The sequence below is a fragment of the Streptomyces sp. NPDC004539 genome (assembly GCF_040610055.1).
Taxonomy (GTDB): domain Bacteria; phylum Actinomycetota; class Actinomycetes; order Streptomycetales; family Streptomycetaceae; genus Streptomyces.
In genome coordinates this window covers 1-14,919 of sequence record NZ_JBEXLS010000035.1, presented here as the reverse complement: position 1 = coordinate 14,919, position 14,919 = coordinate 1, and the positions used below count along the sequence as shown (strand labels likewise).

The window sequence follows — 14,919 nt, the reverse complement described above, 5'->3', positions numbered from 1 at the left end:
GGTACTGGCAGGGACCCCCGTGGCCGACTGTGTCCTGCGCTGCCGAGGTGTGTCCTAGGCTGAGGTCGTGCCGACCGACACCGTCCGCGACGACATCCGCACCTTCCTCACCAGCCGACGTGCCCGCCTCACCCCACAGCAGGCCGGCCTGCCCGACTTCGGCGGGCGCCGACAGGTCAGCGGGCTGCGGCGCTCGGAAGTCGCTCAGCTCGCCGCGATCAGCATCGAGTACTACACCCGCCTGGAACGCGGCAATGTAGGCGGTGTCTCCGAGGAGATCCTCGACAGCCTCGCCGGTGCCCTCCAGCTCGACGACGTCGAACGCGCCCACCTCGCTGCCCTCGTCCGCGCCGCCAACGCCCCCAACCGAGCCGCCGACCGAGACGGCGGCGCCTCGCACGTACGCGACAGCATCCAGCAGGTCCTCGACGCCATGACCGGCGCCGTCGCTTTCGCGCGCAACGCCCACCTGGACGTCCTCGCCACCAACCAATTGGCCCGCGCCCTGTACGAAGAGGCCCTCGACACCGTCGAACAACCCCCCAACCTGGCCCGCTTCGTCTTCCTCGACGAGCGGGCACGTCGCTTCTACCGTGACTGGGACGGCATCGCCCACGACGCCGTCGGCAGCCTGCGCGCCGAAGCCGCCCGCACGCCAGGCAACACCGACCTCGCCGATCTCGTCGACGAACTCGCCTCCCACAGCACCGAGTTCGCCTCCCGCTGGGAGGCGCACGACGTCGAGTACTACCGCAGCGGGCAACAGCACTTCCACCACCCCGCCGTCGGCGACCTCGACCTCGACTACGACGCTCTCGAAGTCCCCGCTGACCAGGGGCTAACCATCGTCACCTACACTCTCGCCCCCACCGCGCCTCACGCCCCCGCATTCCTTAGGCTTCAGCAAAACAGCTCGACCCGCGCCGAGACACCGAGCACCTCGGCCGAGCAGCCCGCGCCCTGAAGAGGCGTCTCCTCCTATGCCGCCCGCTGCCGATACTTCGCTGATATCAAACTCATCGACCACGAATTCCTCGCCACCATCGGCCACATGACCGCCCACATCTAGGTGGCTGCGAGCGCGCTTTTGCAGCGGAATCTGACCGTCCTCGGACGAGGTCGACCAGGTGATCGAGTACCTCAGAGACAAGGGCCTCGGGTAGGGTTCGCCTGCCGGGTGCTGAGGCTGTCTGGGTCGGCGTAAAACGCGCGTGAGATGCGAACGAAGTCGGCCCGCCGACTGCGGAGCCGTCGGCCACCGAACCTGGTCGACCGGAAACTTCACCGCGAGGCAGCCCAACCAGCTGTGGGAGGCGGACATGACTCATGCCCGCGCCTGGGCGGACTGGGTTGGATCAGAGGGTGCTGTCCAGCACGTCGTAGAGCCGGTCCTGACGGGATTGCGCGTCCTCCCACTCCGCCGCATCGGGGGATCGAGTCAGGCAGCAAGAACGCGACCAGGCCGTGTGCCTGGCTGACCATCAGGGCATCGACTTCGACGGTCTCGTCGGCTGTGGCCGGCACCGGATAGCCGAGGTACACCGTTCCCTCGTTGGCCACTTCCCGCAGCTGCTCCGCCAGCAACGAGGCGCGGATCCGATCCCGGCTCTCGCCGTACACCACCTGCAAAGACATGCGCGACGCAACTTCCTCGGGATCGTCGAGTCGTGAGTCCCCTGTCCTGCCAAGGGCCTGTGACCGTGCTGTGGACGCCATCCTAGTAACCGTGCGATGCCGCCGGCCCAACTCCTGCTGTCAGTCGCTCTCGTCCGGTGCGCCACAGGAATGTGCGGCAAGGTAGGCCCGGCCGGCCGGGGTGAGGCGGTACTGCCAGGCGCTGGCGTCCTCGATGTAGCCGTGGCCGCCCGGGCCGAGACGGCGTGCCGCCACCCGCCCGATCGCGACCTTGGCGAGGGCCTGTCCGGGGGCGTCGGCCACAGCCTCGAGTGCTGCCTGCAGCCACTCGGGCAGCAGCGACGGGTCGGGTGCCTGCCCGGCGGATGCCGGTTGCAGGGCCCGCCCGGCGGCCCGCCCGGCGCGGGTGAGCCGGAGCTGGGTGTGCCAGACGGGGCCGGCCGGAGTGTCCTGCGCCACCCGTCTCAGCTCGATCAGCCCCCGGCGCTGCAACGCGGCCAGTGTGGCACCGGCGCCCGCGTCGAGCACGTGACGCCGGCCCAGCTGCTGCTGGACCGGTGTGGCCTCGGCAGCAGGATGGTCGACACCGTAGGTGATCCACCGCCACTGCTCGGCCGGCTGCCGCTCCCGGGTGGCGTGCCAGCGGCGGGTCTGCGCGCTCTCGTTGTCCTGGTCGATGGTGAACAGCACGTCCAGGTAAGTCTGCTGACGCTCGTTCAGGCCCTCAAGATGCTTGCCCGCACCGCCCGGCTGCTCGCCGTGCGGCGTGGGCGGTGAGGGCGGCGTCATGAGGATTCCGGCTGCTCGATCGGTTCGAGCTGGTGGGAGGGGAGCAGCGCGCTGCCGAGTTTGTAGGCCAGGTGCAGTTCGATGGGCAGCGTCACAGGATCGGCGAAGTGCGCGGCCGCAGAGCGGCGCTGATGGGCCAGAGCCGCCCAGGCCGCAGCCGGGTCGTCACTTTGTTTGACTGCCACGAGCAGCTCCAGCAGCTGCGGATTCCACACGTCCTTGCACGTATCCACCTTCCACACGGTCTCCTTGGCACGGTTCTTGCCCTGATGCGCTTCCAGCCGGGAACCGCCCGGGCTCCCGGGCCCTGCGGTGTTGGGCTTGTCGGCGGTGGCGAAGAACAGCCGGTCGTTGTCCTTGCTGGCCCACAGCCCGCCGCCCACGCCGACCCGGTCCTTGGGGCCGGCCTTGCCGTACGCGAAGTGCTGGGCGCTCTCGTCACGGACGTTGGTGCGCAGCCGGATGTGCCGCAGCCCCTTGTACCGGTCGGCGTCCAGAGGCCGGTCCGGGTGGAACGCGAGCCGGTCGGTGACCAGCTTCGGGTTGGTCAGTGCCGGGCAGTCCGAGCGGATGTTCTGGGCCAGGGTGAACAGGGCGAGATCGCCGCCGTCACAGGACTCGGCCACGCAGTCGGCGAAGAACTCCTGGATCTCCGGACCCTCGAAGGTACGCGGACGGTTCCAGCCGGCGAGCAGGAGCAAGGCCTGATGGTAGGTGACCCAGCCAGAGTGGGGCAGACGCACCAGAACGTTCGGCCGGTCGGGCACGCTCGCCACGGCCAGCGGCATGACAGTCCTGAAGTCACCGGTGCGGCGCACCACCCACAGCCCCAGGCACGCCACGTCGGTGAGCTGATGCTCCGTGGTGCCCTGCTGGGCCGGGGGCCTGATCAGGCCGCTCTGGCGGATCAGCAGGTCACCGATCGCCCTGCGGGTGCGCTCCCGCTGGCTCTTCGCGCTCTCCGCCTCCGTGTCGTCGTCGCCGTCCGGCGCGGCCGCGGCAGGCGGCAGCAGGTTCTGGGTGACGGCCCCGCAGGTGGCTGCCCCGGCCCGCACGGTCATCTTCGGGTCGTGGTCCACGGAGGCGAATCCGTCGGCACCGCGCATCTCCACCAGCACGAACCGGGACGTCACCCCGGGGGCTGGCTGCCCGAGCCGGCTGCGGACCTGTACCTGGCGGCTGATACCGGCGTCCTTGAGCCGGTCGCCGCGGCGCTTGATCTTCTCGTCCAGTTCGAGATCGTCGGCGATCGCGCCCACCGGCTCCACGCGCAGCAGCACTTCGAGTTCGGGCAGGGCGAACGTCTGCCGCCACGTCTGCACCTGCCCTGGCTGGTCCGCCACGTCCAGCGGCAGTTCCAGCGCGAGAGCGACGGCGTTCAGTGCCTCGTCGCGCATGGTGGTGGTGTCGCACCACAGGACGATCTCGACCCGCTCTCCGGCGGCTGTGGCGAGCGCACCGCGGTCGATCCGGAGCAACTCCTTGGCGGTCGGGCGCACTCGGGAGGGAATCGGCACGCGCACGTGGGGCTCGTCCGCCACCGCGAAGCCGGCCAGCGCGGGCACCAGCTGGCTGAAGATGCGCCACTTGTCCTTGGCGGACACGCCGTCACCGACGGCGTGTCCGGTGTTCTTCCCCAGCCCGGGCCGGTAGGGGACACCCGCGATGGGTTCCCGAGGCAGTCCGTCGTCGCCGGTGCCGGGTTCCAGGAAGCCCAGCGGGTCGTGGGCCAGTCCGGCGGGATCGGGCAGAAAGTCGAACGAGCCCAGCCGCTTCAGCGTGGGCACCAGATCGTCGGCCCATCCCATGAACCCCTGCTTCTTGCCGGCCGGTCCCGGATGCCAGGCCATGGAGGCGAGCCCGAACGGGCTGCTGGCGTCCGCCCAGGGAGAGGGGGAGAACAGGTGCACGCCGATGTTCCGCTTCGCATCGAACACGTTGTACCGGGCCCAGCGGCGCATCCCGACCCGCACGTGCAGCCGCGGCTGCGCCGTCTCTTCCAGACCTCTGGTCTGCACCGACAGGCGCAGCGTGTAGGACCAGGGATAGCGCACCTTGCTCTCGCCCTTGCTTACGTACACATGCGGAGGCCAGGACACCAGCTCCGCCCCGCCGCCCCGGGCGGCCGTACGCCGCCACCGGGTCGTGTGCACCACCCGGGCCGTCACCCCCTCCTCCTCATCCTCGCTCGGCCCGGCAGCCGTCCCGTCCTCGCCGCCGTCCCCGTCCTCGTCGTCGGTGTCCTCCTCAGCCGCTTCCCCTGCCGGGTCCGATTCCGGCTTGCCGTGGACGACGTGCCAGTCCGTCAGACACAGGTGCGTGGCCAGCGCGTGCGGCACCAGCGAGTAGTCCGAGCTTTCCGGATCGGCGCCTGGCCCCAGGTCGAGGGTCTTGCGCGTGAATTTCAGGTCCTGCCCGCGGAAGGTCTCCAGGACGCCGGCCAGGGCGGCGATGTCGATGACCGGCGGGCGCCCACGGCGCTGCGCCAGCTGGTTGCGGTGCATCGCGGCCGCCATCAGCCCGCCCTTGACGAACTCCACCAGCAGGGCGCGGTCCGGTGTCTTCTCGTCCGCGTCCGCAGCCCAGGCCAGCCACATCTCACCCCGCCGCGCGCGGGCGTCGTGGGTGAGGACCTGCGGCATCAGCGCGGCGATCGCCCCGTTGACCGCCCACAGGGGAATGCCCCGCTTCTCCTCCTCGCTCTCGCCGTCCGCGGTGGCCGGCCTGAAGACCTGTTCGCGCAGGGGCTGCGCCCACTTCGCGGGAAACTCACACGTCCAGTACCGCGCCAGACGATGGTCGGCGAAAGACTTAAGGACGAGAGAGAGGGGCTGCAGAAAGTCATAGCGCACGGTGTTGCTCCACCAGGGTGTGCAGGGACTGTCGAAGGGGCCGGTACAGCGGTGAGGCGATCGCCTCGTCCGGGCCGTCGAGGGCTTCGTTGAGGGCGTCGAGCATGCCGACCAGCATGCTGTCGTCGTGAGAGGGGTCGAAGGCGGCGTCACAGAAGTACACGCGGGCCGTGGCCCCGCCGCGCAGCATCCGGCCGATGATCTGGTCCAGCGGGACGATGTTCGTCCAGTCCATGGCGCGCCGCTGCGCCGAGTGGGCCCCGGTCGCCCTGTATTGCAGGGTGCCCTCCAGCAGGTCGAGCCAGGTGCGGCGGGCCAGTTCGCGGAACATTCTCGCCCGCTCGCCCAGCGCCGTGTCGGGGCCGGCTGCGGGAATGGCGCGGCGGATCTCTTCCACCGCCCACCGGTTCATGGTCTGCACGTGGTAGCTGAGGTCTTCGGGGTGCAGGTGCGGACGGACCAGGTAGAACGCGGCTCCCAGTGCGGCGACGTGGCTGTCGTTGAGGATGTTGTGGCCGCGTTCGATGGCCAGCTGAGGCGCGATGAGGATCCACGCGTCCTGTTTGGCCATCGCGTGCACGTTGCCGCGAGTGATGGTCTGCCCGCTCCAGTGATGGCTGCCGGAGTCGTCGTCGGGCACCATCTGCAGAACCTGATCCGCCCATTCGGGCCGCATCCTGATCAGGTGCCGCAGCACTTCCTCGGCCTCCCGGTAGCTGCCCACCAGCAGCAGGACCCGCTGCCGCCCCTCGGGCAGCTCGTCGCGGATCTCCTCCAGGCGGCTCTTGCGCGGCCCGCGCAGCCCCGCCTGCTGCCGGCACAGTCCCGCCAGCAGTTCCCGCAGCGCTTCCAGACGGTCCTGGCCCTGCTTCCCCGACACGGTCACCGCGTACGCGGCCCCGCTGGAGGACTGCATTTTGACCGGCAGGTACTTCAGCACGATCCGCTGATGCAGGGGCACCCGGTCACCGGTGTGGGAGGCCAGGATGCCCGCCACGGGAACCTGCACGTCGTACCGCGGGGAGTTCCCTGCCCAACTGGTGGCCGACAGCAGCAGACACGCCGGCCCCGCATCCTCCTCACCGGCCGCGTCCTCATACAGGTGCGGCAGGTTGAGCAGCAGCCAGCGGCCGATGCCCGAGCAGCGGAAGAACGACAGGGTGCCGATCTGTTCCAGCTCCCCCTCGTGCTCCCGGTACTGGAAGCCCAGCAGATTGCCCATGGGAGACTCCGGCACCAGCGGCAGGTACTCCGCGGGCGGCCGGTGCACGAGGCTGGAGCCCATGGCCTCCAGACCGGTCTCCATCTCCACTTCCCAGCAGGCGCGGGTCAGCAGGGCCAGCTTCTCGGCCAGCAACGCGACCACCATGGTGACCTGAAACCGCACGGCCAGCCGCTCCAGCGCCTGCTCCCCGACGAGCACGACGTCGTCCTGGCCGCGCAGCCACGCCACGAGGTCCTGGGTGACCAGGCCGGGCGGCTGGTAGCCGCGTGCGGTCAGATCACACAGGAACGCAACGGACGTATCCGCGCCCGGGTAGCGACCGGCCGGGTCGTCGAGCCACTGGGTGAAAACCGCCAGCCACCGCGCGCGGCACTCCTCGTCGGAGTCCCACAGCGCCGGCTGCCCCCGCCGCTGGCTGCCGCTCTGGCGCGCCGGACGCGGGCGGCGGGAGATCTCGCCGGCCAGTCCCACCGCCAGCCGCCACTCGTTGAAGTAGCCCTGGCTCAGCCATTCCCGCACGTGGCTGTGCTCGGCCAGAAGATTGCGCAGGTGGGTCACCAGCAGTCCGGCCGTGCTGATGTCGACGGACCAGTCCCGCACCGGTTCGCTGAACAGGTGCTGGCCGCGGGTATGGCGCATGTGCCGCTCGAACAGCGGCCGCACCTCGTCCAGCCAGGCGTCCTCGCCCGGCCCGGCCAGCGCCTGCGAGGGGCTGAACGCCTGGTCCCACTGGATCTGCACCCGGTCGGCCTCGTCCACGACGAACGCGTCGCTGCGCTGCCAGGCCAGCTCCAGGTACCGCAGGTCGTGCCGCGACAGCTGCTCGGGCACCCGGCAGTGCATCAGGCTGGCGGGGGTGGCCACCCACACGGTGGCATCCACCAGCTCCCGCGCCGCCTCGTGCCGCCCGCACACCGGCAGCAGCGAACATCCCACGGCCGCCTCCAGCTGCTGCTGGTCCGGCCCTTCGCCGCTCCATGGCCGCAGCCGGTGCGCGCAGGGGGCGTCCTTCAGTGCCAGCGGCTCGGTCAGCTCGGCCAGCCCCTGCAGCACGCACTCGGTGGAGATCCACCGCAGCCGGGGATCCTCCAGCAGCTCCAGGCCCCGGGCCTGCGCGTGTGGTGGGCGGTGGACCTGCTGCAGGTGCCGGCCGCGGTTGGCCGCCCCCAGGATCGGCGCCGCCCTCACCCCGTACCGGCACAGCGCGGTGACCATGTCGAGAACGGACACGACATCCCCGAGGACCACCGTCAGCGTGTGCCTGCGGTGCGGCTCGGCACACGCCCACACCGCTGCGACCGTGATCAGCGTGGTCTTGCCGACGGCCGGCATGCCCACCACGTGCATCACATCCGCCAGCACCAGCTTCTTCGACTTCCGCAGCCGGCCGTCGCTCTGACGCACCAGCAGATACAGGTCGTCGATCCGCCCGCGCCAGTTGTTGCGCAGACCCAGCTGCGCGTCCACCGAGTCCATCAGGTCGGCGGTCGCCGTGAGCGCCGACCAGCGCAAGGTCACCTGCTTGCGCCGCCGCCCCGCGCGATGCCGCCGCGCAGGGGAGGGGCTCATCCCCTCCGGGACCACCACACTGGCGTCCCCGCGCCCCATGCGGTAGCGCACACCCTCCTCGACCAGCCGCACCCGCTGCTCACGGTGAGCCGGCAGCGCCGCCAGCGCCTGCGCGTACACCTGGTCCCGGTCGGATGCCACCGCCACCGACGGACGCCGCACGGGAGGCCGCGACGGGTCCTTCACGTCGAACAGCCGCAGCAGCTCCGGCAACGCCTGATACGACTCAAGGGCCTTGTGCCAGGCCGTCGGGCTCTTCAGCTCGCCCACCAGCCACCGCAGCACCGACGGCGCCGCCACCACCCGCTGCCGGCGCGTACGGAAGTCGTAACCGCCCATCAGGGCCCACGCATCCTGGGCAGCCGCACCCTCGGCCCACGACCCGAGCGCGACCAGCCCGAGCTCCACCGACGCCACCAGCCGCACGTCCACGCGGCCCAGACCGTTGCTCTTGGCCGCCCGCCGCAGCTTCTGCCCCAGCTGCCTGTACCAACCACTGCGATCACGGGCCACAGACGACCTCCCCCGCCACACCCAGATCGGGGCAGGACGCCACCAGATCGTCGTCGCAGACCACCTCGATATGGGGCTGCGCCTTCAGCGCCTCGCTGCGCTGCGACAGGATCCTCATGTAGCCGCGGTTGGCGCGCAGCCGGTCGCGCGGAACAACCAGATACCCCTTGCGGTAGGCGTGGGGGTCACCGGCGCCCCAGCGGGGGAACGTCTTGATCCGGCGGGCCAGCAGATAGGGACTGTGCCAGTCCTTCACATCCACCCCGATGCTGTGACCGCCGGGCCATACGGCGACCAGGTCCAGCGCGTCCAGCTTCGGATACAGCACCACCCGGGCCCCCCGCGCCGCCAGCCGCCGCGCGAGATCAAGCTCCGGCCGGCCCGGCAGCGCCACGAACCGCACCAGCTCCGGCTCCAGCCGCCGGGCTCCCCGTGCCTCCACCCGGTCCGGCTCCGGGAGGTCGTGCCGCTGCACGCATCGCCACACCCGGCACCGCACCCGGCCGTCCGCCCGCGGCGCGATCCACTGCCCGCACCCGCCGCACACGGCCACCCGCCCGTCGGCCGCCGCCTCCGCGGTCACCGGCCCGTACGACTCCTCCAGCCAGGTCGGCCACTGGGGCACGTCCAGCACCGCGTTCTTGGCCGCCAGGAACGCGTCAGGCCCCAGCACCGCGTGCTCGGTGACGAACAGACGCCACCGTGCGTACAGTTCCGGCCGCCCCAGCAGGGCCGCGGTGTCCTTGATGTGCTTGACCAGCGCGCTCTCGTGCACCTCGGACACCACGTCCCGGGCTGCGACCGCCCACTCCAGGCAGAACTCGCTCGGCTCCCCACCGATCAGGAGCCGTTCCCCGCCCACCTGCGCATCGGGATCGAACTCCAAGGGCCAGGAGTCCACCGGCCGTTCGGTGCACCACTCGCCCACCAGATCGGCCACGCCCACGGGCGCGTCCCGGCCTGCCCGCACGCACAGGGCGGCCAGCCGGTCCAGCCCGAGCTGCAGACTTCTGTCATAGGGCTGCTGAAGCCGGCGCACCCCCGCCCAGCCGCGCATTCCCACCAGTCCCGAGGCCACCAGGCTCAGGACCACTTCGCCAGCGCGGACCGCACTGGCCCGCCCGGAGTACACCGGGCCGAACTGTGTCAGACTCACCCGCCACACGGTAGAGGCCCCCACTGACAGTCACCGAGCGAACCCATCAGTAACCAACGGTGAGCAGCGACAAACACCGAACTCACCTGTCCAAGCAGGCCCCCTGTGCCATTCGCGTCAGGAGCAGCCGCAGCCGGTCGGCCCGCCCCGGCTCCCACGCCGGAAGCAGCATCCCCGACGCCGGGTCGAGCTGGCCGCGCCACTGCGCGACGCGGTCTCGCACCGATGTCTGCCACCCGTCCCAGTCGGCTTCCGGCCTGCTGCTGACCACCGACAGCCGCAACGGGCACCCCAGCGCCTCCAGCCGACTTGTCAGAGCCGACACCTGAGCCTCCGTCCAGGCCAGCACCCGCCGGCCGTCCAGCGCACGCTCCAGCACCGCCGCCCCTTCGGGCGGAGCGCATGCGCCCTGCGGCACCCCGCAGCCGCGTGCCCCGGCGAACCGCACCACCAGGTCGGCCAGACCGTTGCCCTCCCCGTCCACCGCCGTCACCCGGGCCGCCGCCAGGGGCCGTGCCCGCCCCGACGGCGTGTGACCCCCCTGAACCGTCTCCACCCACACCACTGCGAGCCGGGCATCTCCCAGCAATCCCTGCGCCCACTGCGCCAGTTGCCTGCGCCGTTCGCCCAACGACGCCTGGAAGGCGGCCACTTCCCGCATCCGTCGGCACATCGGGCACAGCCCGTGCCCGTCGCGGACGACGAGAGGGCGGTCACAACAGGCACCGCACTCCCCGCACACATGCGTCTCCTGCGTGCGCCGGCCCGCCGCAGCCTCCAACTGCCGTGCGGACGCGGCGGTCGGACGGCTGGACTCCACCCGGTACAGCCCCACCACCTGGCGGCGGCCGCGGTGGTAGGTGCGCACCTGACCCCCCGCCCGCCCGACCGGCTCCCGGGGAAGATCGGCCGTCAGCAGCTGCGTCCTCGACGCCATGAACCACGGCACCTGCCCCCAGTCCTCATACCGCACCGTCATGCCCGACCCTCCAAATCTTTACAATCCGTGATGGACCGGCTGATGTGAAGGTAGCCCTTGATGACGGCTCAAGCAACTACGAAATATGGGCGTGAGCAGCGCTTTTAAAGTTTGAAAACTAAGATTCCACCTCTTGCCGGCAGAGCCCCCACTCCAACCCGGCCCGCAAGACATCACCCACCGTAATAACCTGATCCGCCAGCCGCCCGTACTCGGCCAACGCCTCCTGCGCACCCCGATCCCGCCCCGCCCGGCAGACCACAACCCCCGGATGCCGATCCCGCCAGTCCCGCAGCGCGGCCACTGCCTCGCCGGAGACCGACCAGCACCCAGCCCACACCTGCCGCGCCATCGCCACAGGAAGCCGAAACGACACAGCCTCCGGATACCCGCCGTCCCGAGCCCCCGGCCACCGCCCCATCTGTCCAGCCCCACCCTCGGCATCCGGCCACTCCCTCAGCCACCGGCGCACCGTCAGCTCGTGACGCACCCCGTACAAGGCGAACGAGTCAACCGTGTCCAGCAGCCAACCCCCCTCGCGCAACCGCGCCACCTCCGCGCGCCGCCGAGCGCGCACCGCATCGGCCTCACGCCGGGGCAAACCCGCAACGCTCCACCGGGCATCACCCGTCAGCTCCCGCCGCAGGGCGCGATGGCGCGACACCACCGCCTCCAGGCGGGACCTCGTCCCTCGGGGCACCTTCACCGTCATCGACGTCAAACCCTCGTCAGCCACATCCCCACACTTACAGCAACCCGGCCCCGATACACCGTCCACACAGCGAACCCGCGGGGTCTGTCGACCGCAAGCCGCCGTCGCATCGCCCCTCGGGGGTCACAACAGCTCTGCACGGGGTCACACCAATAAAAGGCAAAAGATGCCATTCGGAAAAGAAATGGCGGAATAAATCTAACGCGACTCGGAATCCTTTATCGGGCGAATAAAAATTGCCCCCGCATTCAGCCCGGCACCGCCCGCGAGAGCTGAATCCTCCCGCCCACCGCATGGCCGAAGCGACCCGCATGATCCGGCCCGAGACAGGAAGCCATCCGACGGTGGCCCGCCGCCGGATGTCAGAAAACAGGCATCCTTTCGCCACTCCCTACGGCAGCAAGAGCACCGGTCCTTGCTCCAGGGGAGAGGAACCAGGCGTCGTGGACAGCACACTCCTCAGCACGGCAGCGACCGTGCCCGCGTGCGCGGCCACATGCACCGCCCGGGTGCTCACCATCCGCATCACCACCCGGGCCCTGCTGGGCAGAGCCCGCATCGAAGAGGAAGGCCGCACGGCCCGGATCACCGCACTGGACCAGGGCGGCACGTTGCAAAGGTGGCCGGCCAGTACGGCGTCTCCGTCCTGCCCATGTTCATCGCCTTGCGGAAGGGTCAAAAGGTGGACGCCCTCAAAGGGGCCGACGATGAGGCGCTCCGCCGGATGGTTCAGGTATTTGCCGCGTCCTAAGCCCGCACCTCCCCCCCCGGCCCTCGCCGAACTCAACGACCGGCCCGGTGGCACTGTTCACAAGAACAGACACCCCCGCACCTACTGACTTCGGCGTCGTAGGGTCTGGTTTTTAGTCAGTCCTGGTGACGGCGTCCACGTTCGCTGGTACCCCGGAGGCATGCGGTACCCAGATGGGGGCTGTGTCGTCGGAAACGCGTTCCGCGCCGCCGTTCACCCGGCTCAGACGGCAACGAGCCCCGGAAGATGCTCGGCGAGATGCATGGCGTGCAGCCGCTCGAACTCGTCGTGCGTGCAGCGGCCGTACGCCGGATGCGACGGATGCGGACCGGTGTGCGCGCCGAACAGCGCGACCGCGTCGGCGAATTGCCGGGCCGCCTCGCTCGCAGGCAGCTCCGGATCGAGGGCTGGGGCACCGTCGAGCCCTGCGTCGAGGGAGTGCTTGGTGGCTCCCCGGCGCAGGAAGACGCGCTTCGCGAGGGCACCGACAGTGACCCGGAAGAGGGCTGATTTGAGCTGTGGATACCCGGTCACGGAGTACCGGACGGTCTGCGCGCAGTGCTGCAGGGTCTGGGACAGATTGAAGGAGCCGCCGGCGGCGTGCAACTCGGCCTCGGGCGTCCCCAAACGCTCATGAAGCCGCGCGACGAGCACAGCCAGGGGGGTCGGGGCAGAGACAGTGGCCATGCCCCCAGTGTAGCCGCGATGAAGCGGCAGGCTTTCGTTGCGCATGGGGTTCGGGTCATGCCGACCGGGCAAGTCGCCGAGATCTGTTACTGACTTCGGCGTATTAAGGACCGCCCTTCCCACGGCCCCGCCGCTCCCCAGCGGCGGGGCCGCATGGCTTCCAGGGCTGACAGAGCACGCCGCAGGTCGACGTTCGATTCCGCTGCGGCTTCGGTGCCTTCCAAACTGGCGAATAAACGCTGCTCAAACTCGTGAGCAAAGCCACGCTCGGGTGTGTTCTCGGCAGGCGCGTTGGCGTAGAGGGTGGCTGCGTGGCGGATGGTCTCGCTACGGCGGTAGCCGCCGGCGGGCCCGTGGTCGAGAGCGGCGGCGGCGATGAGCTGGGCGGCGGGGGAGCGGGGGGTGCGGGCGGCGCGTTCGGTGATGTGGTCGGCGTCTTCCAGGTCGGGCTGCTGGGCGAGGGTGGCGGCGGTGAGCTCCAGCAACGTGTCCTCATCGAGGCTGTCGGCGAAGGCGAAGTGCCCCACCCCGCGCAGACGTCACCCGGCAGGCCGGCATCGAGGGCGGCGCGCCAGATGCCCGCGGCCCGCTCGGCGACATGGTCGCGGTCGGCGCGGGCGGTGTAGGTGGCCAGCCGAGACGGCCGCGCCGCCGCCCGGGCAGCCGGCCAGCCCGGCGAGGAATGCACCGGCAGGGCCGAGAGGTTCGTCCTCCTCCAACAGGGCCAGGAAGACCTGGTCGAGGGCGCCCTCCGCGCGCGGCGCGCACAGGGCCCGCCACAGACCGGCCCGGTCCAGTCGGGCCAGCAGCACCGGGTCGGGCCTGCCGTGGATGAGCCAGGTGCGCGCGGGGCGCCACGCCGACTCCAGGGACAGGAGAGTGTCGGCATGGGCGCTGACCCAGGCGGGGTCGCAGTGGCGGAGCTGGCCGAGGCCGAAGCCGATGATGGCGAGGGCCTGGTCGTCCGGCTCGGCACCGAGCAGTTCCTCCAGCACCACCGTCAACGGCTCGGGCACCCCCTCGCCGGTGCGAACGGCGTGCTGGATTCCCCAGGCGGTCAAGGACAGCAGGGCGCTGCCGCCGGGCGCCGTCGTGGCCGTGCCCAGCGGGGAGGAGGTGTCCAGGCGCGGCGTGGACCAGCCGGTGATGAGCGCGCGCAGCCAGGTCACAGCGTCCGCCTCCACCGCCTCCGGGGATGCGCCGCTGTTCCAGAGCCGGTGCAGGAGGTTGGAGATGACCAGTTGCAGCTGCTCGGCGCCGGGCGTGTCGGTACGGGGGCGTACGGCGAAGGCGGCCTCCCACAGCGTCCCTCGCCGGGACAGCGGCAGACACAGCCCGCACCACACCTACGTGCCACCCCCTCGCCCCGTGACTCCTCGACGGCAAGACGCGCCAGCGGTCACCTCAACCCGAGACACCCCGCAGCCCAAGCACAACCGATCCACACAATCCCCAAGTCAGGGAAGAACAGGCCACGTTCGACAACCCCAACCCACCCAGCGCCGCCAGGCGCCAGCAACCCAAACGCAGACACCATCTAGACACATCCGCCAACTAACACCCCCTCACAACACCAAGCGGGCCACCAGGCCCGCGACATCCCACACCCCAACTACCAGTCATGCCACCAGGCATGACACCACGACACATCCCACAGTCCGTCAACAACCGGAGCGCACCAGCGCTCCGACAAACCACACAACCACCCAAAACCAAAGAAAAGGCCGCGCCAGCGGCCCCACAAAACAAGAAACAAGAATTTTGCCGCCAGGCAAAATACAGAAACCCAAACTCCACCCACAAACCCAGAATTTGCCGCCAGGCAAATTCACACGCAAAACCAAGGGCCGCGCCAGCGGCCCGGCATAAACCACAGAGAATTCGCCGCCAGGCGAATTCCGGGGCGAGGAATTCCGCCAGGAATTCCCAAAGGGGCTTTATGCCCCTCCGCCCCCCCGCTCCCTGGTCCCGTTTCTCGCTGCTGGTCGCGCTGCTCGCGGCGGCGGGGGCGAGTGTGCTGCTCTTCGAGCCGCAGAAGCTCCTCCAGGACG

9 protein-coding genes are annotated in these 14,919 nt (G+C 70.2%); 1 reads left to right on the top strand and 8 read right to left on the bottom strand.

Translation table 11 applies throughout. The annotated features are described in order from the left end of the window. Positions 1-67 precede the first annotated feature (67 nt). Positions 68-964: a helix-turn-helix transcriptional regulator gene (locus ABZX85_RS44280; RefSeq protein WP_355882923.1), complete on the top strand. Its 897-nt coding sequence runs from the start codon at positions 68-70 to the stop codon at positions 962-964. A gap of 791 nt (positions 965-1,755) precedes the next feature. On the opposite strand, the gene ABZX85_RS44275 is transcribed toward ABZX85_RS44280, so the two are convergent. The 8 genes from ABZX85_RS44275 to ABZX85_RS44240 all read right to left on the bottom strand — a co-directional run bounded on the left by ABZX85_RS44275 (position 1,756) and on the right by ABZX85_RS44240 (position 14,214). Then, entirely contained in the window at positions 1,756-2,424 is a 669-nt protein-coding gene (locus ABZX85_RS44275; protein ID WP_355882920.1) for a hypothetical protein, read from the bottom strand. Further along, positions 2,421-5,276, bottom strand: coding sequence for an RNaseH domain-containing protein (locus tag ABZX85_RS44270; RefSeq protein ID WP_355882917.1), 2,856 nt, complete (start codon positions 5,274-5,276; stop codon positions 2,421-2,423). Before ABZX85_RS44270 ends, ABZX85_RS44275 begins: the two co-directional genes overlap by 4 nt. Continuing rightward, entirely contained in the window at positions 5,266-8,496 is a 3,231-nt protein-coding gene (locus ABZX85_RS44265; RefSeq protein ID WP_355883098.1) for a hypothetical protein, read from the bottom strand. Before ABZX85_RS44265 ends, ABZX85_RS44270 begins: the two co-directional genes overlap by 11 nt. Before the next feature lie 76 nt (positions 8,497-8,572). Next, positions 8,573-9,739, bottom strand: a complete 1,167-nt coding sequence (locus ABZX85_RS44260) for a hypothetical protein (protein WP_355882915.1) — start codon at positions 9,737-9,739, stop codon at positions 8,573-8,575. A gap of 82 nt (positions 9,740-9,821) precedes the next feature. After that, positions 9,822-10,718, bottom strand: a complete 897-nt coding sequence (locus tag ABZX85_RS44255) for a hypothetical protein (protein WP_355882912.1) — start codon at positions 10,716-10,718, stop codon at positions 9,822-9,824. A gap of 1,685 nt (positions 10,719-12,403) precedes the next feature. Further along, complete coding sequence (locus ABZX85_RS44250; protein WP_355882909.1) at positions 12,404-12,868, bottom strand: DUF1569 domain-containing protein; 465 nt, start codon at positions 12,866-12,868, stop codon at positions 12,404-12,406. An 86-nt stretch (positions 12,869-12,954) separates the two neighbouring features. Further along, positions 12,955-13,395, bottom strand: a complete 441-nt coding sequence (locus ABZX85_RS44245) for a hypothetical protein (protein ID WP_355882906.1) — start codon at positions 13,393-13,395, stop codon at positions 12,955-12,957. 12 nt (positions 13,396-13,407) lie between these two features. After that, positions 13,408-14,214 (bottom strand): hypothetical protein, encoded by an 807-nt coding sequence (locus tag ABZX85_RS44240; RefSeq protein WP_355882903.1) that lies wholly within the window; start codon positions 14,212-14,214, stop codon positions 13,408-13,410. Positions 14,215-14,919: the final 705 nt, after the last annotated feature.